Below are 20,697 nucleotides of genomic sequence, written 5' to 3' on the forward strand. Positions count from 1 at the left end.
GTAATGGTGAAAAGGGTGGTGAAAACGGCGCCAGCGGTACCGAGCAAATCGCGTCGAAGCGCGCGCTGAAAAATCATCGGAAGGCTATAATTGAGGATCGACAAGGAGAGCAACGCATGGACTTTAGCATAAAACCATTGGACGCAAAAAACGGCTACGCCACCTTTAAAACCGGGTGTATCGCTGTCGCAGTGTTTGATGACAAGACCCTTTCTGCCGCAGCCAAAGCACTCGACAGCAAAGGTGAAATTCAAGCTGCGCTAAAGTCCGGCGACATCACCGGCAAACCGGGCTCCGCTCTCCTTTTACGCAATCTTTCCGGTATCGCTGCCGAGCGCGTATTGCTGGTCGGGCTGGGCAAACCCGGCGCGATTACCGAAAAGGATTTCACCTCGGCCCTGCAAGCAACGGCACGCACGTTTGCCACACTCGGTGGCGGCGATGCCATCGTCGCCCTGCCATTTGATAGCGTCGCGAAACGCGATGCCAACTGGGCGATTCATTGCTTCATTCTGGCGGCGCGCGATGGTGCCTACCGCCCTGACACGATGAAGAGCAAGAAGGAGCCTGTCACTGGCGGTGTCAAGAAAATCGCTTTCGCAATCGATACCAAGCAGGCAGCGAGCGCACGCGAAACCGTCGCACAAGCGATCGCTACGGCCAACGGCATCGAGTTGACCAAGGAACTCGGCAACCTGCCAGCCAATGTCTGCACGCCGACCTATTTGGCCAATACCGCCAAGAAAATGGCCCGCGAATTCAAGCTGACCGCCGAAATTCTCGACCGCAAGCAATTGCAGGCGCTCAAGATGGGCAGCTTCCTGTCGGTGACGAATGGCAGCGTCGAACCGCCCAAGTTCATCGTGCTCAAGCACAGCGGCGGCAAGGCCAAGGAAGCACCGATCGTGCTGGTCGGCAAAGGCATCACCTTCGATTCCGGCGGCATCTCGATCAAGCCGGGCGCTGCCATGGATGAAATGAAATACGACATGGGCGGCGCTGCGGCCGTGCTCGGCACCATGCGTGCCATCGCCGAGATGAATCTGCCTCTAAATGTGATCGTCGTGATCCCGGCTTGCGAAAACATGCCATCCGGCAGCGCGACCAAGCCCGGCGATATTGTCACATCGATGTCGGGACAGACCATCGAAGTATTGAACACGGACGCCGAAGGCCGTCTGGTGCTGTGTGATGCACTGACCTATGTCGAACGCTTCAAGCCTGCTCTCGTGATCGATGCCGCTACGCTGACCGGTGCCTGCATCACCGCGCTGGGTCACCACAATTCAGGTCTGTTCACGCGTAACGACGATGTTCACGATGCACTGGCGAACGAATTGCTGGCAGCCGGCAAAGCCGCAGGCGATACGGCATGGCGCATGCCGATCGAAGACAGCTATCAGGAACAGTTGAAGTCCAACTTCGCCGACATGGGCAATATCGGCGGCCCGGCGGCCGGTAGTGTCACGGCAGCATGCTTCCTTGAACGCTATACACGCAAATACACTTGGGCGCATCTGGACATCGCCGGCACTGCGTGGAAGAGCGGTGCTGCCAAAGGCTCGACCGGCCGTCCCGTTCCCTTGCTGACCGCTTTCTTGCTTGGTCGCGCCAAGGCGGCAAAGGCGCGCTGATCTATCCAACCACAGCCGCCATGCGCATTCCGCGTAGGGCGGCTTGTTGTTTCACCTTGCTTTACCTCAGTCAGGAATTCGCATGATCGTTCTCGTCACCGGCGCTTCTTCAGGCTTTGGCGCCAGCATTGCCCGCAAGTTTGCGGCCAACGGCCATCGCGTCATCGCTGCGGCCCGTCGTATCGACCGTCTGCAAAAGCTGGCGACAGAAATTGGCCCGTCGCTGTTGCCGATCGTGATGGATGTCACGGATCGGCAATCGGTCGAAACGGCACTAGCCTCCCTGTCTGCCGATTGGCAAGAGATCGATGTACTGGTCAATAACGCCGGGCTGGCGCTCGGCATCAAGCCGGCACACGAGGCCTCGCTGGAAGACTGGGAAACCATGATCGCGACCAACTGCAAGGGATTGGCAACGGTCACGCGGCTGGTTCTGCCGGGCATGGTGGCGCGCGATCGCGGTCACGTCATCAATATCAGTTCGAGCGCGGGCCCCTACGCCTACCCAGGTGCCAACGCCTATGGCGCGAGCAAGGCTTTCGTCGACCAGTTTTCACAAAACCTGCGCGCCGATCTGGCCGGCACCAATGTGCGTTCATGCAATATCGTGCCGGGGCTAGCGGGCGGCACGGAATTTTCCAATGTCCGTCTCAAGGATGATGCCGCGGCTGCCAAGGTTTATGAAAACACGACGCCGCTCGGTCCCGACGATATTGCCGAAGCCGTGTTCTGGGTCACCACGCAACCGCCGCACGTCAACGTCAACAAGCTGGAAATCCTGCCGACCTGCCAGGGTTTCGGACCACTTTCCATCAAGCGCCGTCCGGCATGATGTCCCTGTGTGTTCACATCGTCTTCCAGCATCGTGCACGTGGCACGATCATTTATGATGCCCGCTTCATCTGACTACGCCGTGACCACACCTGCCATGCCCTCGCCTTTTATCTGGACCGTTCGGGTCTATTACGAAGATACCGATGCAGGCGGCGTCGTGTTCTACGCCAACTACCTCAAGTTTTTCGAGCGGGCACGTACCGAGTGGCTGCGTGCAGCCGGCATCAATCAATCACAGATGACCGAAAATCATCACGCCGTTTTTGTCGTCAAGAGCACGGCGCTCGACTATCACATGCCGGCGCGACTCGACGATGAACTGAAATTGACGGTCGTGGTCGAAAAGCTGGGCCGCGCCTCGGTACAGTTTGTGCAGGAAGCCTGGCGTGTCCGCAAAGACGATGATGGGGATCGACGCGAATTGCTGGCGACCGGACGCATCAAGGTCGGTTGCGTCGATTTGGTGCATTTCCGCCCCACCCAGATTCCGCAGGAAGTGCTGGCGAACATACAGAAACCGGATTGAATCCGGCAGGGCAATGGAAAAACCGCGGGAAATGCGCGCCAGACAAGACCCAGAGACACGTTGCGCATACAATTAGCTAAATTGACTTTTTCACACCTTCCATGACTGTCACTCAAGACCTCTCCTTCCTCCACCTGATTACCAACGCTTCGCTGCTCGTTCAACTGGTCATGTTGTTGCTGGCTGGTGTGTCCGTCATGAGTTGGACATACATCTTCCGCAAACGCTTCGCCATCAAGAATGCGCAAACGCAAACCGAGGAATTCGAACGTGCCTTCTGGTCAGGTGGTGATCTGAATACGCTGTATGCCGATGCCTCTTCCAACCGCCGTCGCGGTAACAATTCGACCGGCGCACTGGAACGCATCTTCGAAGCCGGCATGAGTGAATTCAACAAATTGCGCAGCAGCGGCGACGTCAACACGCGTATCGACGGTTCACGCCGTGCCATGCGTGCCGCATATCAGCGTGAGATGGATGCGCTCGAATCGCATCTCGCCTTTCTTGCCTCCGTCGGTTCGGTCTCGCCATACGTCGGTCTGTTCGGCACGGTGTGGGGCATCATGAACGCCTTCCGCGGTCTCGCCAATGTGCAGCAAGCCACGCTGGCTGCCGTGGCGCCAGGCATTGCCGAGGCGCTGATCGCGACAGCCATCGGTCTGTTCGCCGCGATTCCCGCCGTCGTCGCCTACAACCGCTACTCGCACGACATTGATCGTCTGGCGATCCGTTTCGAATCCTTCATCGAAGAATTCTCGAACATCCTGCAACGTCAGGCGCGATAAGGAAACACGACGATGTCCATATCCGGAAGCATGCGCGGCGGACGCAATCGCAAGTTCAAATCTGAAATCAACGTCGTGCCATACATCGACGTGATGCTGGTACTGCTGATCATCTTCATGGCAGCAGCGCCCATGCAGCCGCCCAGCGAAATTGAATTGCCGAATGCAGCGCGCTCGACGCAACCGCCGAGCGAATACATCCGTGTCGATCTCAAGCCCGATGCCTCGGCCATCCTGACGATCAACGGTCGCAAGGATGGTTCGGTACCGAAGGAAAATGCCGGCAACCGCAGCGAGATGGCGCAGAAGCTGCGCGCCCTGCATGCCGACAATCCCGAACTGCCGGTCATGATCGCCGCCGACAAGGAAATCAAGTATGACGAGGTGATCCAAGCCATCTCGGAAGCAAAAAAGGTTGGCATTGACCGCGTCGGTCTCGCCACCAGGTAACACACAGGTTCCATGACAGATCACACGCCTTATTCCGTTCCCAAAGAACCCGGCGGCGCACGCGCCGCCATTCTGGCGGTCGTCGTACACATCGCCTTGCTGGCATTTTTCTGGATCGGTATCGACTGGCAAAGCGAAACGCCGGTTGCCGTCAAGGCGGAAATCTGGGATATGCAGGCGCGCGAAGCCGCCCCCGTCGCACCGCCACCTGAGCCGGTACCACAACCCAAGCCCGAACCGAAACCGGAACCAAAGCCTGAGCCGAAAGTAGAACCAAAGGCAGAGCCAGACGTGCCGCCGCCACCGAAGGTCGATATCGCACTGGAACGCGAGAAAAAACGCAAGGAAGAAGAACGCAAGGCCCAGCTCGCCAAACAGGAAAAAGAGAAGAAGGAAAAAGAAGAAAAGGAAAAGGCTGAACAAGCCAAGCTGGCGAAGCAGAAGGAAGAAGCCGAGAAGAAAAAGAAGGAAGAACAACAGAAACAGGCTGAACTCGACAAGAAGAAAGCCGAGCAGAAAAAAGCCGAAGCGGAACAAAAGAAAAAGGATGCTGCCGACGAGAAACGTCGTGCCGATGCACGTGCCGAAGAAATGCGCCGTCTCACCGGCGCGGTCGGCAGCGGCGGCACCGGCCAGGCAGAAAAATCGACTGGTAGTGGCCGGGCCGATGCCAGCTATCTGCAAAAAATCGGGGCAAAGATTCGTTCCAACACGATATTTAACGTGCCGGACACTCTTTCCGGGAATCCTGCCGTCGAATACGATGTCGAATTGCTGCCCGACGGATCGCTACGCGGCATCAAGCTGCGCAAATCCTCGGGCGTGATGGGCTTCGATGACGCCGTCAAGCGCGCCATCGAACGCTCGCAACCGTTCCCGCCGGACCAGACCGGCAAGGTACCAGGCAGTTTCACCGTCGTTCACAAACCAAAAGACAACTAACAATGCTCAATTTCAACTTCTCGCGTACGTTCATCCGCACGTTTGCAGTTCTTGCCCTGTTCATCAGCAGCATTGCCCATGCGCAATTGCGGGTGGAAATTGCGGGCGTTGGTGCCAACCAGATTCCGATTGCGATTGCCGCTTTCGGTAACGAATCGATTGCGCCGCATCAAGTCAGCGAAATCATCAAGGCCGATCTGAATCGCAGCGGTTACTTCAAGATCATCGATACCGGCGTGGTGCTGACCGAGAATTCACAGGTCAATCTGGCCGACTGGAAAAGCAAGGGTGCCGATGCGCTGGTCGTGGGCAGTGTCGAACGTCTGGCGGATGGCCGCTTCGATGTGAAATATCGCCTGTTCGATACCGTCAATAACAAACAGCTTTCTTCTCTGGCGCTGGCCGCCAATCCGGCTTTCATTCGTGTCTCGGCCCACAAGGTCGCCGATGACATCTTTGAAAAACTGACTGGCATTCCCGGCGCATTCGCCACCCGCATCGCTTACGTGACGAAAGCCGGCCGCGAATATCGTCTGGAGATTGCCGATTCCGATGGCCAAGGCAACCAGATCGCCTTGCGCTCGAACGAGCCGATTATTTCACCTTCATGGTCGCCTGACGGCACCAAGGTGGCGTATGTTTCCTTCGAGAACAAGAAGCCCGTGATCTATGTCCAGGATCTGGTAACGCGTGTCCGCTCCGTCGCCGCCAACTACAAGGGGTCCAACTCGGCACCTGCATGGTCGCCCGATGGCAAACGTCTGGCGATCGCCCTCTCGCGCGATGGTCTGACACAAGTGTATATCGTCAATACGGACGGCACGGGCCTGCGTCGCCTGTCGAACTCGAATGGCATCGATACCGAACCACGCTTTTCGGCTGACGGCCAGAACATCTACTTCACCAGTGATCGCAGTGGCGGTCCGCAAATCTACCGCATGAGCGCCAATGGTGGCGAAGCACGTCGCGTGACCTTCAGCGGCAGCTACAACATCAGCCCGCGCGTTTCGCCAGATGGCAAATACCTGGCGTATATCTCGCGTCGTGAAGGCAAATTCCAGGTTTATATTCAGGATTTGACGAACGGTCAGGAACAACGACTGTCCGACACCGTCAAAGACGAGGCACCGAGTTTTTCGCCAAACGGCAAATACGTGATGTATGCGACGGAATCCGGTCGTCGCGGCACGCTGGCGGTGGTGTCGGTAGATGGTCGCGTCAAGCAGACCTTGAGCACGCAGGCTGGGGATATCAACGAGCCTACGTGGGGACCGTTTATGAAATAATATCGGCTGTTTCTTGACTTCAACGCTTCATACCAATAAGGGGAATAACAACATGCGCGCAATTTCTTCCGTTTTCATCCTGTCCAGCGTCATGCTGCTGGCTGCCTGCTCCTCGACCAAACTCGATGACAAGGCACCGGTAGAAGACCGCACCAGCTCCGGCGCCAATGCGGATCCACGTTCGGTCGGTACCGTGAATGCTTCCAGCGATCCACTGAACGATCCGCAAGGCGTACTCGCCAAGCGCAGCGTGTATTTTGACTACGACAGCTACACCGTCAAACCCGAATATCAGCAAGTCGTCGAGAACCACGCCAAATACCTGAACAGCAACCGCGGTCGCAAGATCATCATCCAGGGCAATACCGATGCACGCGGTGGTGCTGAATACAACCTGGCACTCGGCCAGAAACGTGCAGAAGCCGTACGTCGTTCGCTGTCGCTGCTGGGCGTTCCTGAATCGCAAATGGAAGCCGTTTCCCTCGGCAAGGAAAAACCAAAAGCCATGGGTAACGACGAAGCAGCATGGGCAGAAAACCGCCGTGCCGATATCGTTTATTAATCTCCAAGCATGATTAAGCAAACGCTTGCTGCGGCCTTCATGGCCGCATTTTCTTTGGCGTCGCTGCCGGCACATGCACAACTGTTCGGCGGCGATAATGAAGCGCGTCGCGCAATCCTGGATTTGCGCACGAAGGTCGATACGCTGCAATCGTCGAAAGCCGAGTCATCTGCCCTGCTCAACCTGCAGAACCAGAATGAAGAGTTGCGCCAGGAAGTCATGCGCCTCAACGGCAAGATCGAAGTGATGCAGAACGAACTCGCCAATGCACAGCAACGGCAGAAGGATTTCTACGTCGATCTCGACAATCGCATGCGCAAACTGGAACCACAGCAGGTACAGGTAGACGGCCAGGATGCGATGGTGCAGCAATCGGAACAACGCACCTATGACGAAGCACTCGCGCAGTTCCGCAACGGTGACTACAAGGGTGCGGGCGCAGCGTTCTCGGCCTTCATCCAGCGTTATCCGCAATCGGCCTACGCACCTTCTGCCCAGTACTGGATCGGCAATGCCTTGTATGCGCAACGCGACTATCGCAATGCCATCTCGGCACAACAGGCATTGATCAAAAAGTATCCGGATAATCCGAAGGCAGCCGATGCAATGCTCAACATCGCAAGTTCATATAACGAACTGAAGGACAAGCCTGCGGCAAAGAAAACGCTGGAAACGCTGGTAGCAAAATATCCGAATACACCTTCGGCACAAACTGCACGCGAGCGTCTGGCGAATTTCAAATAATTCACTGCGAGTCGAATGAAAAAATCGCCCCACGAGGGCGATTTTTTTAGTACACTCTCGCACTCGGGAAAATCTGCTGCCCGGTCTTCAATGCCTTGCCAGTGCACTGCGCAAGACGACAAAAAGTTGAAGAAATTAGCGAGAAGATGATTGACACGATGCAAAAATCTTTTCTATAATAGCAGTCTTTCGGGTCGTTAGCTCAGCTGGTAGAGCAGCGGACTTTTAATCCGTTGGTCGCAGGTTCGAATCCCGCACGGCCTACCACGAATTAGCAAGGGTTCAGATCACAAGTCTGAACCCTTTTTGCATTTCGTTCGCACAAATGTGATTGTGTCGCTCCTCTTTTCCCTTCTAGCGCGCTCCTATTTTTCACTCGATGCAAATCATTCGGCATTGGCGTTGTCATACTTTGAGTGCTTATCGAGGAGACGATCATGGCAAGCAAAGAAGAACGAGCGCAATTTCTTTCCGAACTCAAGCAACGCTTTGAAGGATTGACCACCTGGGCAATAGAAGCCTGGCCCGATAGCGAGAAACCACTTTCACGAGCGGATTTCGATATTGCGCGCAAGGCCCTGCTCGATATGGCAGACCGCGGTGACATCGGTGATCGCAATGCAGCCGTACCGGAACCGTCGGAAGATGGACCGCAGTACCGGAATGTGAATCCGGCACCCTGGCCATGATTTGCATCGACAAGACGGCTTACCTCAAGCGGCCTGCCAACGCGCATACCTGCGGACAGAAATGAAGTTCGCTTAACGCAAGCGATCCATCAATCCGGCCAGCCGGGTGCTGCAAGCATGATCGCGCGTTGTGTCGATTTCGAAACGGATGCGGTAGCCATTCATTCCCACCAGAATGCAACTGGCAATACGTCCGTTGAATGCCAGAAGTACAGTCTTTTGATCGACCGTGATATTGAAGCGCAAATCTGTGGCAGCACCAATTTCCAGGGGTCGGTCGACGATGAGATTGATATCACGGTATGAGACATCGACCGTACGGCCATCCACTGTGCAACATGCATCGATGTGAAGGATGGCACGGCGACGAAAGATCTTTCTTTCCTGGGCAAAGGGGAAACCGGACAGCAAGGCAAGGCGGGATGAAGCCATGATGAAGCCTTTCGTTTGTTATGCATGAAATTGCAAGCGGTGCCAAAAAATTACCGGCAGTTCATCTTACGAATTCGGCAGCAAAAACAAACGAATGTTTTCCGATATCGATATGCATTGATGTGTCATGCAAACGTGCGAGTGCACGGCAATCTCAAGACGCTTAACGCTGCATGCCCCAGCGACGTATCGTGACGCGCTCCAGCGTACGAAAAACGAGATTCTCTACGAGCAGGCCGATCAAGATGACCATCACCAATCCGGCAAATACCTTGTCGGTATAAAGCTCGTTGCGGTTCTGAAAAATGTACCAGCCCAGTCCGCCCCTACCTGATGAGGCACCGAACACAAGTTCTGCCGCTATCAGCGTGCGCCATGCAAATGCCCACCCTATCTTCAGGCCCGAAAGAATCGACGGCAGGGCAGCCGGCACGAGTATCTGCAATACATAACGCAACCCACGCAGACCGTAATTGCGCCCCGACATGCGCAAGGTTTCCGGCACACCTTGAAAACCCGTATAAGTATTCAGCGATAGCGGCCACAGTACCGAGTGAATCAACACGAATACCAGGCTGTTGCTGCCGATGCCGAACCACAGCAGCGACAGCGGCAGCAAGGCAATCGCTGGCAGAGGATTGAACATCGACGTCAGCGTATCGAGCAGATCACGACCAGTCTGCGTCGATACCGCCAATGCAGTGAGCAAAAACGCGAACAGCACGCCTCCCGCATAACCCTGCAGCAGAATGGAAAGCGATATGGCTGTCTTCTCGATCAGTTCGCCACTCAACAGCCCTTCAAGCAGGGCTTGCAAGGTTGCCGTGCAGGTCGGAAACAGCAGATCATTCTGCTGCCAGCGTGCCGCGACCTCCCATAGCAAGGCAAGCATGCATAGCATGATGCCTTTTCTTATCCATCCCTGATTCCATAATCGCGCCCGCCAGGACAAGCGCTGCTCTACCGGCACAGCAGTGAAAGGTTCGAGAATGTTTTCGTATTCTGGACGCAGCGGCGGATACAAGGATCGGCTCATGCGGCACGCTCCTCATGTTCTTCTTCGAACAGCATGCGATGAATACGCTGCACATTTTGCTGGAATGCGTGACTGCCGATGCCGGAAAGATCAGCATTGCTGTTGATCTCGGCACGCATGCGTCCCGGATGCGGCGACAGCATGGCAATACGATTCCCCACTACCAGTGCTTCCTCGATCGAGTGCGTCACGAACAACAGGGTAAAACGCACCTCTTCCCACAGGCGCAACAATTCTTCCTGCATCTTGCGACGTGTCAGCGCGTCGAGCGCAGCGAAAGGCTCATCCATCAGCAGCACGCGTGGCTGCATGGCAAGTGCGCGTGCAATTGCGACACGCTGTTTCATGCCACCAGAAAGTTGATGCGGGTGAACGTCCGCAAACTTGCTTAAACCTACCTTGTCCAGAAAATAACGTGCTCGCTCGGCGGCCTCCTTCTTCCCTGCCGTACGCGAAGCCAACAGAGGGAACATGACATTTTCCTGTACCGTCTTCCACGGTGGCAGTTGATCGAATTCCTGAAAAACCACGATGCGATCGGCACCCGGACCATGCACCGCCCTGCCCGCCAGGCGGATTTCGCCCTCTACAGGTGCGATGAAGCCGCCTATCGCTTTCAGCAAGGTCGATTTACCGCAGCCAGATGGTCCCAGCAATACGAAACGATCCGCATCATGCACATCGAAACTGACGCGATGTGTGGCCCGCACTAAACGTTGCGGCGTACAATATTCAAGACTCACACCATCGACTTCAAGCAAGGGCGCATGTGCCCCTTGCTGTTTTGCAGCAAGCGAAGTCGATGCCGCTTCGCGTGTTTGCCGCAAACCGGAACCGACGCGCAACAAGGGGCTCCCCGGCCCCGATGCCAGAACAGGCTCGTGAAAAGAAGGATGGTTCTTCATCAGCTACCCGGCTGCATATAGGCTTCTTCGAAGAAGTAATCCTTCCACGATACTGCCTTGTTGTTCAGGACACCCAGCTTGTGCAATTCCTCGGCATACACATAAGTGCGATGCGGCGAAACCGTAAAGTCATTCTCTGGATCGTTGACGATCTTGCGTACCAACTCCGGCGACAGCTTGGATTTTTGTACGCGAATGAAAATGTCGGCTGCCTTGTCCTTATTGTTCTTGATGTAATGCGATGCCTCGACCAAGGCATCATAAAAAGCCTTGTAGGTTTTCGGATTTTCGTCGTGGAATTTCTGCGTCGTATACAGCACATTGAAGGTCGCCGGGCCACCGAGAATCTCGTACGAACTGATCACCTTGTGAACATCCTTGTTGGCGGCAAGTGCCTGATAGTAGAAAGGCGCGCTGGAAAAATGCGCATTGATTTCCGAACCGCCGGCAATCAAGGCGGCTGTTGCATCGGGATGCGGCAAGCTCACGGAAATCTTGTCGAAACGCTTGAAGTCATCCTTACCAAACAACTTGGCTGTTTCGATCTGCAAGGTGCGTGATTGGAAACCGACTCCGGCAGCAGGCACGGCGATACGGTCCTTGTCGCTGAAATCCTTGACGGTCTTGACCGCAGGATTGTTCGACAGCAGGTAATTCGGCAAGGAACCCAATGCGGCGACACCTTTCACATTCTGTTTGCCTCGCGTGCGATCCCACATCGTCAGCATGGGCGGCACACCTGCCGACACAACATCCAGCGCTCCGGCCAACAGCGCCTCGTTCATTGCCGTCGCCCCTGAAATGCTGGCCCAATCGACCTTGATATCGATGCCCTGCTTCTTGCCGTGTTTTTCAATCAGTTGCTGATCTCGCACCACGTCCAGAATCAGGTAACCGATACCGAATTGCTGGGCGATACTGATTTTTCCTTCAGCGCGTGCAGCGCCTGCCGAGAATGCCAGCCCCAGGGCGATGACTGATACGAGTAATTTATTGATACGCATATGTGTGATCCGAATGAAGTTCGATGAATGAAAAGACGCGATTTAAAAAGGCACATCGCCCTCGATCGTGGTGCGGTAGAGCTTGCGGCGCAGATGATCGGGACAGCCTGCCGCCAGATGCATGAGTGAACGGTTATCCCAAAAGATCATGTCATGAGGCTGCCACTGGTGACGATAGACATGTTCGGGCTTGACACTGTGATCGAACAATTGCTGTAGCAGATCGCGACTTTCATCTTCAGGCAAACCATCGATACGCGTCGTGAAGTGTTCACTGACGAACAGCGCTTTTCGACCGGTTTCCGGATGCGTACGTACCACCGGTTGCAGCACAGGCTTGACCTGCGCGACTTGCTCTGCCGTCAGGTTGGGACGCCAAGGACTGCGTCGCTGCAGCTCCGCATACTGAGCAAGATAACTGTGTTCAGCCTGCAAGTCTTCAACCTGACTGCGTAGATATGTCGGCAAGGTATCCCACGCCAGATGCATATTGGCGAACAGCGTATCGCCACCTTCTGCTGGCAGTTCTTGCGCATGCAGCATGGATCCAAGGCTGGGTTTTTCGACATAGGAAAGATCGGAGTGCCAGAAATGACCGGCATCGCCAAGGCCGATTGGCTGCCCATTTTCCTTGATGTTGGAAATGATCATGATCTCCGGATGGCCGGGCAGCTGGAACTGATTCAACACGTGAATCTGCAACGCACCAAAGCGCCCACTGAATGCTACTTGCTGATCTGGCGTGATGCGCTGATCTCGAAAAATGAGGAGGTGATGATCAAGATGCGCCTGATGAATGCGCCGAAAATCATCGGGCGTCACTTCTTGTGAAAGATCAAGACCGGAAATCGTGGCACCCAGAGGCGCATCGAGAACCTGAATGTCGAATGACTGTGTGGTCACAGGCGAGAAAACGGCAGACATAAGAAAAAGTAATAACGATTCGATGAAAGGCAGTCTATCGATATGGATAAAACATGAGAACGAAGTAATTCGCGTATCGATATACGCAAAATGCGCTATGCCCCATGGCAACTACGGCTGCAATAGTCGCTCGCCACAAGGAATTTAATAAAAGGAATTTTTCAGGCCCAACGCGGTCCCACATACAGCGAGGCACCCTGCCCAAGGGCACGAAGCCATTCATTTTCCAACTCAGTGAAAAGGGGGATTTATCATGTCATCGAAATCGATCGCCGAAAAATACAGACCTACCACCGCCACCCTGCGCAACGATCTGCATCTGCTGAAAACGGATCTGGATTCACTGGTTACCCACGCCGTCGATCTGACCGATGCCGAGCTGAGCGATGCCTATGAGAAGCTCGCTGGCAAGGTTTCCAGCGCACGGCAATCCGCTCGCGAACTGGCAGACAAGGCCGAATATCAGTTGCATCACGGAATTGACGTCACCAAGACGTATGTAAAGGATCGCCCAAAGCAATCGGTTGCGATCGCATTGGGTGTGGGTGCGCTGATCGGCATCCTGCTGGCACGCCGCTGACCTTATGTGAGGTAGCGCACACAACTAGTTGCGCAGAGCGAACTTTTAAAGAATGACATGAACTAAATAGCATGTCGTTCTGCTAGCGCAGGCGATTAGAACGTTTTTCTCGTTGACGGGAAAAAAGCCAAGGAGGCGTTCGAACGCTCCACTTCATAAAACTCTGAAAGGAAGATCATCATGAAAAAAATTATTTCCATCCTGTGCGTCGTTGCCTTCAGCGCCGGTCTGAGCGCTTGCAACACCATGAAGGGTTTTGGTCAAGACGTGGAACGCGGTGGCGAAAAAGTCCAGGACGCAGCTACCAAAAAGTAATCCAGCTTTCCAGCAAAAAAGAGCGTGTTCATCACGCTCTTTTTTTATTTGTGTTGAAAACATCCAGAAACGTCTAATGACGGAGCAAAACCGATTATCGCCATGCGCACAAGCTAGGCATCTCGTTTCTTTTTCACGATACTGAATCCGCCATCGGACTCCAGATACACATTCTTTATCTCGTCGAGCGAAGTAATCCCCTCCTTGCGCAAGTGCGCCCACAACTCCTCTTCCGTCAGATATTCGCGGCGCATGTTACGACGCAACAGCTTGCCATCGCTGACGATGCAAAGCGTCGCAGGTGAAGCAAAGCGCCGAAAAGCCGGCCACAAGTAGCTGAGACGATCAAACAGCATGCTCCAGGCGACCAATACGCCGACGAGTATGGCGCCATCCGTAATGGTCTTGTAATCGCCAGACATCGCGTTTTGCGAGGCATCAGAAATGATGACGAGAATCAGGATATCGGCAATGCCGATACGTCCCATGTCACGCGGGATCAAGAAACGGAATACCAAAAACAGCAACCAGTACATGACTGTCCCGCGCATGAGTATTTCCGAAAACGGAATACTCAAACCGAATAAGCCTTGCCAATCGATGCCTTGTAACATGGCTCACCGCCTTGCTTAAAAAAAACGGCAAATGGAATTGAAAAACCGCTTGTGTCAGTTTAGGGACACAAGCGGTTTTGTCTTGACTCAGGAAACAGGAGAACCTGTTTCCATTGGACGCATTACTTCTTGATCGTCAGGTTGTTCAGAACCGATTTCACACCGTCGACTTCGCCAGCCAGTTTGGCAGCGCGATCAACCTGTGCCTGGTTCTGGACAGCACCATTAAGCGACACCACGCCTTTGGATGTATCCACGTTGATTTCCAGACCCTTGATATCGGAGTCAGCCAACAATGCAGTCTTCACCTTGGTGGTGATCATGGCGTCATCAACGACGGCACCAGCCGAACGATGCTCTTCGGAAGGTGTGGTCGCATTACCCGATGGCGATACAGGTGCTTCGGTTGCGCCTGGTACTGGCGTGGTAGCCGGTTCCGAAGGCGGTTGCGGTGCCGGCGTCACACCGACTGTCGAATCAGTTTGTGCCGGTGGGGTTGCAGGTTCCTGTGCGCGGCGCTCGCAACCTGCGGCAAACAAAACAGCCAGCATCGCAGCACCGATTGCAAGTTTGGAAGTGTGTGGCAAGGTCTTCATCTTGTGTCCTTTCAATAGGCAGGGCATTTTTCCTGATGGAAAAATGTGATCCGCTGTGATTGTCGAAAATGTCCTTTGGCCAGCTATGCAAAACCAAACGGGTTATCTTCTTGACCACACCAAAAGATGAAGGTTCTCTCAGAAAATATTGATCTGCACCACTATGTGCGGTGGCGTACGCACCAAAATGAACAGGAATTCGAGATGGAATGCGCTGCCTTGCGGCAATAGAGCAAGAGCAACTTCAGGCTGCCGCAGGATGCATGCGTTGCAAAGCCTCGCGCAATAAAACAGGGTTGCCTGCGGCGAGGCGACGTGAATCCGACAAGGTCTGGCGGAAAACGCGTGCATGAGGCAGGCCCGTCATCAGGCCCAGCATGTGCCGCGCCATACTATTGAGACGCAACCCGCCGTCTTTTTCACCGCTGCCGCCATGCTTGCGCAGTTGCGCTTCCATATAGGGAATCATGGCTTCGATGACTTGTTCACGCGTCTGTGGCGGTGTGTTATCGCCGTAATAGCGCGCATCGAAGGCCGACATCAAATAGGGATTGTGATAAGCCTCACGCCCCAGCATCACACCATCGACATGCGCGAGATGCGTGTCGATTTCCTCCAGCGTTTTCACGCCACCATTGAGCAGGATTTCCAGTTGCGAGAAATCGCGCTTGAGCTGATAGACGACTTCGTAGCGCAAGGGGGGAATCTCGCGATTTTCCTTCGGGCTCAAACCCTTTAGGATGGCATTGCGCGCATGCACGATGAAGGTGTTACAGCCGGCATCGGCAATGGTGCCAACGAAATCGCGCACAAAATCGTAGGAGGTAACGGTATCGATACCGATGCGATGCTTGACCGTCACATCGATGCTGACTGCATCGCGCATCGCCTTGACGCAATCCGCCACCAATGGCGCTTCATTCATCAGGCAGGCACCAAAAGCGCCTTTTTGCACGCGTTCGGATGGGCAGCCGCAATTGAGATTGATCTCATCGTAGCCCCACTGCTCGCCCAGCTTGGCACTCTTGGCAAGATCGGCAGGTTCGCTACCACCCAGTTGCAAGGCAACCGGATGCTCTTCTTCGTTGAAATCCAGATGGCGCGGCACATCGCCATGCAGTAATGCGCCGGTCGTGACCATTTCCGTGTAGAGCCATGTATGGCGTGTGATTTGGCGATGAAATTGACGGCAGTGGCGATCAGTCCAATCCATCATCGGGGCCACACTGATGCGCCGACCGTTTATAGGTTTATCGATTGCCGTTGTTTTATCCACCACATTCATACTAGCTATCCTCATTCTTGAGGCGTCATTTTACACGCTCCCCCTACCCGACATTGGCAATAGAGTCGCTTTGCACCAGAGCTGCGGCGCAATCAGGATGGCATCCCACTGGCCTTGCCATAACCACTTTCCGCATCTCAATAAACGCACTAACATGGCATATCCCATTTGCCAAGGATCGGCCGCAATGCCTGTGCCACTCGATACCAGCCATCTCTGGATGCCGTTCACCGCCAACCGACAATACAAGGCGCAGCCACGCCTGCTGGTCTCTGCTTCGGGCATGTATTACACCAGTGACGATGGTCGCCGTATCCTCGATGGCACAGCCGGCCTCTGGTGCGTCAATGCCGGACATGGACATCCACGGATTGTGGAAGCCGTGCAAAAGCAAGCAACCGAAATGGATTACGCGCCCTTCTTTCAGATGGGGCATCCCAAGGGTTTTGAAGCGGCAACGGCGTTGGCAGAAATCGCACCGGCGGGACTCGATCGCGTTTTCTTCTGCAACGATGGCTCGGAAGGCGTGGATACGGCACTCAAGATTGCGCTTGCCTACCATCGCATGCGAGGCGATGCTGGTCGCACACGTTTGATCGGTCGCGAACGTGGTTACCACGGCGTCGGGTTCGGCGGGATTGCCGTTGGCGGCATTGCCGGCAATCGCAAACAATTCGGCCCCACGCTGGCGGCAGCCGATCATCTGCGCCATCCGCTGGATATCGCACGTAACGCCTTCTCGCGCGGGCTGCCAGAACACGGTACCGAACTAGCCGATGAACTCGAACAACGCCTGCTGAATCTGCACGACCCATCGAGCATCGCAGCCGTCATTGTCGAACCCTTGCAAGGCTCAACCGGTGTGATCCTGCCACCCAAGGGGTATCTGGAAAAGATTCGTGCGATCTGCGACAAGTACAACATCCTGCTGATCTTCGATGAAGTCATCACGGGTTTTGGTCGCCTGGGCACCGCCTTCGCAGCCGATTACTTCAAGGTCATCCCGGATATGATTGTCTGCGCCAAGGCATTGACGAACGCGGCCGTTCCCATGGGGGCCGTACTCGTTCGTCGGGACATTCACGATACTTTCATGCAAGCAGCACCGGCCGATACGATCGAATTTGCGCACGGTTATACCTACTCGGCCCATCCATTGGCCGCTGCGGCCGCCTGCGCCACGTTACAGGTGTATCGCGAAGAAGATCTGTTTGCACGTGCTGCCGACATGAGCGCCTACTTCGAAAACGCTGCCCATAGCCTGCGAGGCTTGCCGGGTATCAAGGACATTCGTAATCTCGGTCTGGTTTGCGGTATCGAACTCGATAGCCTATCCGGCAAACCAGGAGCCCGTGCCTACGACATCTTTCATCGCGCCTTCCACGAAAAAGGATTATTGATCCGCGTCACCGGCGATGTCATTGCTCTCTCGCCCCCACTGATTATCGAGCGCGAACAGATCGATGAACTGTTTGGTGGAATTGCTGACCTGATTCGTCAAACGGCGTAGTCACGAGACTGCCGACTGCAGAGACCTGTTGCATGCAAGGGCTTGCAATTCATATTCGTCAAGTCAACCCATATCCCCATTTGCCCCGAGCTGTTTTCCTCCCATACAAACAAAAATGCCGACGTATTCGTCGGCATTTTTAATTGGTTCAACAGCGATCAGCTTGCTTCGCGGCTGGCCTTTTTACGCTCATGCTCCTTGAGGAAGCGCTTGCGCAAACGAATGCTCTTCGGCGTTACTTCCACCAGTTCGTCGTCGTCAATGAATTCGACAGCATATTCGAGCGACAACTCGATTGGCGGCACCAGACGAACCGCTTCATCGGTACCCGATGCGCGCACGTTAGTCAGTTGCTTGCCCTTGATCGGGTTGACGACCAGATCGTTTTCACGCGAGTGAATGCCGATGATCATGCCTTCGTAGACCGGATCGTTATGGTTGACGAACATGCGGCCACGATCCTGCAGCTTCCAGATTGCGTACGCAACGGCAGTGCCATCATCCTGCGAAATCAGCACGCCGTTGCGACGGCCACCGAGTTCACCTTTGGACGAATCGACTGGTGCGTATTCATCAAACACGTGACTCATCAAACCGGTACCACGCGTCAACGTCATGAATTCGCCTTGGAAGCCGATCAGACCACGCGCAGGAATATGGTATTCGAGACGCACACGACCTTTGCCATCCGATTCCATATTGCGCAGATCACCGCGACGGCGACCCAGTTCTTCCATCACGCCGCCCTGATTCGCTTCTTCAACGTCTACCGTCAGGTTTTCATACGGCTCATGGCGCACGCCATCCACCATCTTGAACACCACGCGTGGACGCGAAACAGCCATCTCGAAACCTTCGCGACGCATGTTTTCGATCAGGATGGTCAGGTGCAATTCACCGCGACCCGATACTTCGTAGGTCGAATCATCGTCTGGCGATTGCACGACGCGCAATGCCATGTTCGATTTCAATTCTTTTTCCAGACGGTCACGAATCTGACGCGTCGTGACAAACTTGCCTTCGCGGCCAGCCAGCGGTGAGCTGTTGACCATGAAGTTCATGCTCAGGGTCGGCTCATCGATCTTCAGCATCGGCAAACCTTCCGGGGCGTCCGGTGCGCAGATCGTGCTGCCGATACCGATTTCTTCGATACCGTTGATCAGGACGATATCGCCTGCCAGCGCTTCATCAACCAACACGCGATCCAAGCCCTTGAATGTCAGCACCTGGTTGATACGCGCCTTGGTTGGCTTGTCTTCAGGACCGTTCATCCAGACAACGTCTTGCAGCGCTTTGATGCGACCGCGCAAGATACGACCAACACCAATCTTGCCGACATACGACGAATATTCGAGCGAGGTGATTTGCAATTGCAATGGACCGTCCGGGTCATCTTCGCGTGCGGGAACGTGTTCCAGAATCGCGTCGAACAGCGGTTCCATGTTGCCTTCGCGAACCGTATCTTCCAGACCGGCATAACCTTTGAAGCCCGATGCGTAGACGATTGGAAAATCCAGTTGTTCGTCGGTTGCGCCGAGTTTGTCGAACAGTTCAAAGGTCGCGTTGACAGCTTTCTGCGGATCGGCGTTTTCGCGATCGATCTTGTTGACGACGACGATCGGCTTCAAGCCGAGTGCCAGCGCCTTGCGCGTCACGAAACGCGTTTGTGGCATCGGGCCTTCCTGTGCATCGACCAGCAACAGCACGCTATCGACCATCGACAGCACGCGCTCCACTTCACCACCGAAGTCGGCGTGGCCTGGGGTATCGACGATGTTGATGTGCGTGCCTTTGTATTCCACAGCGCAGTTCTTCGACAGAATCGTGATGCCACGTTCTTTTTCGATGTCGTTCGAATCCATCACGCGGGTATCGACTTGCTGGTTGTCGCGGAAGGTACCGGATTGACGCAGGAGCTGGTCAACCAGCGTGGTTTTGCCATGATCGACGTGGGCGATGATGGCGACGTTACGGATGGCGCGTTTGGAATTGGACATGGTGAGGAATGCGGTAGGAAGGCAGAAAGCGAATTTTGAAAAGCCTTCGATTATAGCACAGCAATATCCTCACTTTTTGCGGCAATGCCTTGATTTTCAAGGAGTTGCCGATCTTTGCAACAGCAGGGTGCGCGTGTCATCGTACGGTCACCCTGCCGCGTTATGCGTTGGATACGTCTGTTACCCAAAGGAATGTCATGCCGTTTTCCCTGCGCTACCTTGTGCCCATGCTGCTGTCGAGCCTGCTTTGCAGTCATGTTGCAGCTGAGGAACGCCTGCGTTTGCGCGATGTTCTCAAGAATCGTGCTGCCGAAACGGCTCCAGATGCACAGGAACGAACCTTGACCTCCAGCGGTGCATCCCGGAGCTACGTGATGCTGGATGCAAGTCGTGGCAAGCCGGCACCGTTGATCGTGGCGTTGCATGGTGGCGGTGGAACGGGAATGTCAATGATCCAGCGTTGGCGCAACAAGGCGCGCAATGAAGGCCTGATCGTGGTCGCGCTCAATGGAGTCGGTCGTACGCGCAATGCCGGCACCTGGAATGCCGGTGGCTGCTGCGGAGAAGCGATGCAGACAGACAGTGAAGATGTACGCTTCGTGGCCGATGTGATCGATGCCGTATCGCGCACGAACAAGGTCGATCCTGATCGCATCTATGTCACGGGCATGTCGAATGGCGGCATGCTGACGCATCGCGTGGCCATCGCGCTGTCGCATCGGCTGGCCGGTGCCGCCGTGGTCGCAGGCGCCATGTTCGGCGATGAAATGCCGCCGATACAGCCCGTGCCGATGCTGATCCTGCACGGTATGGCCGATTCGGTGGTGCCTTTTGACGGAGGAAAAAGTCCGACACGCTTTGTCGCACGCGCCCAGTCAGAACCGTTCAAACCCGCTCAGTACGCCGTCGATTTCTGGCGTCGGGCCAATGGTTGCACACCGCCGCCCAGCGTTTCAACGCAAGGCGATGTGCGACTTGAAAGCAGTACCGATTGTCGTGGCGGAAGCGCCGTGCAGTTCTATCGACTGACCTCCGCCGATCATACCT

23 protein-coding genes and 1 tRNA gene are annotated in these 20,697 nt (G+C 55.0%); 15 read left to right on the forward strand and 9 right to left on the reverse strand.

Annotated features, from left to right (window positions below; all coding sequences use genetic code 11):
* Positions 1-116: 116 nt before the first annotated feature.
* The 11 genes from QZ725_RS01630 (at position 117) to QZ725_RS01680 (ending at position 8,452) form a co-directional block, all read left to right on the forward strand.
* Positions 117-1,634, forward strand: a complete 1,518-nt coding sequence (locus QZ725_RS01630; RefSeq protein ID WP_293775814.1) for a leucyl aminopeptidase — start codon at positions 117-119, stop codon at positions 1,632-1,634.
* Positions 1,635-1,716: 82 nt separating this feature from the next.
* Positions 1,717-2,466 carry an SDR family NAD(P)-dependent oxidoreductase gene (locus QZ725_RS01635; protein WP_293775816.1) on the forward strand — a complete coding sequence of 250 codons (750 nt, stop codon included), beginning with the start codon at positions 1,717-1,719 and terminating at the stop codon, positions 2,464-2,466.
* A 96-nt stretch (positions 2,467-2,562) separates the two neighbouring features.
* Positions 2,563-2,994 (forward strand): tol-pal system-associated acyl-CoA thioesterase, encoded by a 432-nt coding sequence (ybgC, locus tag QZ725_RS01640; protein ID WP_293775817.1) that lies wholly within the window; start codon positions 2,563-2,565, stop codon positions 2,992-2,994.
* Positions 2,995-3,095: 101 nt separating this feature from the next.
* Positions 3,096-3,779 (forward strand): protein TolQ, encoded by a 684-nt coding sequence (tolQ, locus tag QZ725_RS01645; RefSeq protein ID WP_293775818.1) that lies wholly within the window; start codon positions 3,096-3,098, stop codon positions 3,777-3,779.
* Positions 3,780-3,791: 12 nt separating this feature from the next.
* Complete coding sequence (locus QZ725_RS01650; protein ID WP_293775819.1) at positions 3,792-4,229, forward strand: ExbD/TolR family protein; 438 nt, start codon at positions 3,792-3,794, stop codon at positions 4,227-4,229.
* A gap of 12 nt (positions 4,230-4,241) precedes the next feature.
* Entirely contained in the window at positions 4,242-5,171 is a 930-nt protein-coding gene (tolA, locus tag QZ725_RS01655; RefSeq protein WP_293775820.1) for a cell envelope integrity protein TolA, read from the forward strand.
* A 2-nt stretch (positions 5,172-5,173) separates the two neighbouring features.
* Complete coding sequence (tolB, locus tag QZ725_RS01660) at positions 5,174-6,457, forward strand: Tol-Pal system beta propeller repeat protein TolB (RefSeq protein WP_293775821.1); 1,284 nt, start codon at positions 5,174-5,176, stop codon at positions 6,455-6,457.
* A 52-nt stretch (positions 6,458-6,509) separates the two neighbouring features.
* A complete protein-coding gene (pal, locus tag QZ725_RS01665; protein ID WP_293775823.1) occupies positions 6,510-7,019 on the forward strand; it encodes a peptidoglycan-associated lipoprotein Pal in 510 nt (169 codons plus the stop codon).
* Positions 7,020-7,058: 39 nt separating this feature from the next.
* The gene (gene ybgF, locus QZ725_RS01670) at positions 7,059-7,763 is read left to right on the forward strand and encodes a tol-pal system protein YbgF (RefSeq protein WP_293775825.1); all 705 of its coding nucleotides are present in this window, start codon (positions 7,059-7,061) and stop codon (positions 7,761-7,763) included.
* A 191-nt stretch (positions 7,764-7,954) separates the two neighbouring features.
* Positions 7,955-8,030, forward strand: a tRNA-Lys gene (locus tag QZ725_RS01675).
* 170 nt (positions 8,031-8,200) lie between these two features.
* A complete protein-coding gene (locus QZ725_RS01680) occupies positions 8,201-8,452 on the forward strand; it encodes a hypothetical protein (RefSeq protein WP_293775827.1) in 252 nt (83 codons plus the stop codon).
* Positions 8,453-8,524: 72 nt separating this feature from the next.
* Here the strand turns inward: QZ725_RS01680 and QZ725_RS01685 are convergent, their stop codons facing one another.
* The 5 genes from QZ725_RS01685 to QZ725_RS01705 form a co-directional block, all read right to left on the reverse strand.
* Positions 8,525-8,884, reverse strand: coding sequence for a hypothetical protein (locus QZ725_RS01685; protein ID WP_293775828.1), 360 nt, complete (start codon positions 8,882-8,884; stop codon positions 8,525-8,527).
* A 163-nt stretch (positions 8,885-9,047) separates the two neighbouring features.
* The gene (locus QZ725_RS01690; RefSeq protein WP_293775830.1) at positions 9,048-9,920 is read right to left on the reverse strand and encodes an ABC transporter permease; all 873 of its coding nucleotides are present in this window, start codon (positions 9,918-9,920) and stop codon (positions 9,048-9,050) included.
* The gene (locus QZ725_RS01695) at positions 9,917-10,825 is read right to left on the reverse strand and encodes an ABC transporter ATP-binding protein (protein WP_293775831.1); all 909 of its coding nucleotides are present in this window, start codon (positions 10,823-10,825) and stop codon (positions 9,917-9,919) included. The genes QZ725_RS01690 and QZ725_RS01695 overlap by 4 nt, the downstream gene beginning before the upstream one ends.
* Positions 10,825-11,829, reverse strand: a complete 1,005-nt coding sequence (locus QZ725_RS01700; RefSeq protein ID WP_293775833.1) for an ABC transporter substrate-binding protein — start codon at positions 11,827-11,829, stop codon at positions 10,825-10,827. The genes QZ725_RS01695 and QZ725_RS01700 overlap by 1 nt, the downstream gene beginning before the upstream one ends.
* Before the next feature lie 42 nt (positions 11,830-11,871).
* Positions 11,872-12,753, reverse strand: coding sequence for a TauD/TfdA family dioxygenase (locus tag QZ725_RS01705; RefSeq protein WP_293775835.1), 882 nt, complete (start codon positions 12,751-12,753; stop codon positions 11,872-11,874).
* Between the two features lie 253 nt (positions 12,754-13,006).
* Between QZ725_RS01705 and QZ725_RS01710 the strand changes: the two genes are divergently transcribed.
* Together QZ725_RS01710 and QZ725_RS01715 are read left to right on the forward strand one after the other, a co-directional pair.
* Positions 13,007-13,333, forward strand: coding sequence for a DUF883 domain-containing protein (locus tag QZ725_RS01710; RefSeq protein ID WP_293775837.1), 327 nt, complete (start codon positions 13,007-13,009; stop codon positions 13,331-13,333).
* 180 nt (positions 13,334-13,513) lie between these two features.
* A complete protein-coding gene (locus QZ725_RS01715) occupies positions 13,514-13,648 on the forward strand; it encodes an entericidin A/B family lipoprotein (protein WP_293775839.1) in 135 nt (44 codons plus the stop codon).
* Positions 13,649-13,761: 113 nt separating this feature from the next.
* Here the strand turns inward: QZ725_RS01715 and QZ725_RS01720 are convergent, their stop codons facing one another.
* The 3 genes from QZ725_RS01720 to dusA all read right to left on the reverse strand — a co-directional run bounded on the left by QZ725_RS01720 (position 13,762) and on the right by dusA (position 16,143).
* Positions 13,762-14,262, reverse strand: coding sequence for a YetF domain-containing protein (locus QZ725_RS01720; protein ID WP_293775841.1), 501 nt, complete (start codon positions 14,260-14,262; stop codon positions 13,762-13,764).
* 122 nt (positions 14,263-14,384) lie between these two features.
* Positions 14,385-14,858: a BON domain-containing protein gene (locus QZ725_RS01725; RefSeq protein ID WP_293775843.1), complete on the reverse strand. Its 474-nt coding sequence runs from the start codon at positions 14,856-14,858 to the stop codon at positions 14,385-14,387.
* Between the two features lie 244 nt (positions 14,859-15,102).
* On the reverse strand, positions 15,103-16,143 hold the full coding sequence (gene dusA / locus QZ725_RS01730) for a tRNA dihydrouridine(20/20a) synthase DusA (protein ID WP_293775844.1): 1,041 nt from the start codon (positions 16,141-16,143) through the stop codon (positions 15,103-15,105).
* A 187-nt stretch (positions 16,144-16,330) separates the two neighbouring features.
* On the opposite strand from dusA, the gene QZ725_RS01735 reads away from it, so the two are divergent.
* On the forward strand, positions 16,331-17,653 hold the full coding sequence (locus QZ725_RS01735; protein WP_293775845.1) for an aspartate aminotransferase family protein: 1,323 nt from the start codon (positions 16,331-16,333) through the stop codon (positions 17,651-17,653).
* 158 nt (positions 17,654-17,811) lie between these two features.
* Here QZ725_RS01735 and typA read toward each other — a convergent pair whose 3' ends face one another.
* A complete protein-coding gene (gene typA / locus QZ725_RS01740; protein WP_293775847.1) occupies positions 17,812-19,650 on the reverse strand; it encodes a translational GTPase TypA in 1,839 nt (612 codons plus the stop codon).
* Between the two features lie 197 nt (positions 19,651-19,847).
* Here typA and QZ725_RS01745 point away from each other — a divergent pair.
* On the forward strand, positions 19,848-20,697 hold an 850-nt coding region (locus QZ725_RS01745; protein WP_293775848.1), incomplete at its 3' end, for a prolyl oligopeptidase family serine peptidase.

Origin of the sequence: uncultured Oxalicibacterium sp., assembly GCF_913776015.1 — a bacterium.
Taxonomy (GTDB): Bacteria; Pseudomonadota; Gammaproteobacteria; order Burkholderiales; family Burkholderiaceae_D; genus Oxalicibacterium.

Coding starts and splice junctions, on each gene's coding strand:
- QZ725_RS01630 (WP_293775814.1), top strand. CDS start 117: ATGGACTTTAGCATAAAACCATTGGACGCAAAAAACGGCTACGCCACC.
- QZ725_RS01635 (WP_293775816.1), top strand. CDS start 1,717: ATGATCGTTCTCGTCACCGGCGCTTCTTCAGGCTTTGGCGCCAGCATT.
- ybgC (WP_293775817.1), top strand. CDS start 2,563: ATGCCCTCGCCTTTTATCTGGACCGTTCGGGTCTATTACGAAGATACC.
- tolQ (WP_293775818.1), top strand. CDS start 3,096: ATGACTGTCACTCAAGACCTCTCCTTCCTCCACCTGATTACCAACGCT.
- QZ725_RS01650 (WP_293775819.1), top strand. CDS start 3,792: ATGTCCATATCCGGAAGCATGCGCGGCGGACGCAATCGCAAGTTCAAA.
- tolA (WP_293775820.1), top strand. CDS start 4,242: ATGACAGATCACACGCCTTATTCCGTTCCCAAAGAACCCGGCGGCGCA.
- tolB (WP_293775821.1), top strand. CDS start 5,174: ATGCTCAATTTCAACTTCTCGCGTACGTTCATCCGCACGTTTGCAGTT.
- pal (WP_293775823.1), top strand. CDS start 6,510: ATGCGCGCAATTTCTTCCGTTTTCATCCTGTCCAGCGTCATGCTGCTG.
- ybgF (WP_293775825.1), top strand. CDS start 7,059: ATGGCCGCATTTTCTTTGGCGTCGCTGCCGGCACATGCACAACTGTTC.
- QZ725_RS01680 (WP_293775827.1), top strand. CDS start 8,201: ATGGCAAGCAAAGAAGAACGAGCGCAATTTCTTTCCGAACTCAAGCAA.
- QZ725_RS01685 (WP_293775828.1), bottom strand. CDS start 8,884: ATGGCTTCATCCCGCCTTGCCTTGCTGTCCGGTTTCCCCTTTGCCCAG.
- QZ725_RS01690 (WP_293775830.1), bottom strand. CDS start 9,920: ATGAGCCGATCCTTGTATCCGCCGCTGCGTCCAGAATACGAAAACATT.
- QZ725_RS01695 (WP_293775831.1), bottom strand. CDS start 10,825: ATGAAGAACCATCCTTCTTTTCACGAGCCTGTTCTGGCATCGGGGCCG.
- QZ725_RS01700 (WP_293775833.1), bottom strand. CDS start 11,829: ATGCGTATCAATAAATTACTCGTATCAGTCATCGCCCTGGGGCTGGCA.
- QZ725_RS01705 (WP_293775835.1), bottom strand. CDS start 12,753: ATGTCTGCCGTTTTCTCGCCTGTGACCACACAGTCATTCGACATTCAG.
- QZ725_RS01710 (WP_293775837.1), top strand. CDS start 13,007: ATGTCATCGAAATCGATCGCCGAAAAATACAGACCTACCACCGCCACC.
- QZ725_RS01715 (WP_293775839.1), top strand. CDS start 13,514: ATGAAAAAAATTATTTCCATCCTGTGCGTCGTTGCCTTCAGCGCCGGT.
- QZ725_RS01720 (WP_293775841.1), bottom strand. CDS start 14,262: ATGTTACAAGGCATCGATTGGCAAGGCTTATTCGGTTTGAGTATTCCG.
- QZ725_RS01725 (WP_293775843.1), bottom strand. CDS start 14,858: ATGAAGACCTTGCCACACACTTCCAAACTTGCAATCGGTGCTGCGATG.
- dusA (WP_293775844.1), bottom strand. CDS start 16,143: ATGAATGTGGTGGATAAAACAACGGCAATCGATAAACCTATAAACGGT.
- QZ725_RS01735 (WP_293775845.1), top strand. CDS start 16,331: ATGCCTGTGCCACTCGATACCAGCCATCTCTGGATGCCGTTCACCGCC.
- typA (WP_293775847.1), bottom strand. CDS start 19,650: ATGTCCAATTCCAAACGCGCCATCCGTAACGTCGCCATCATCGCCCAC.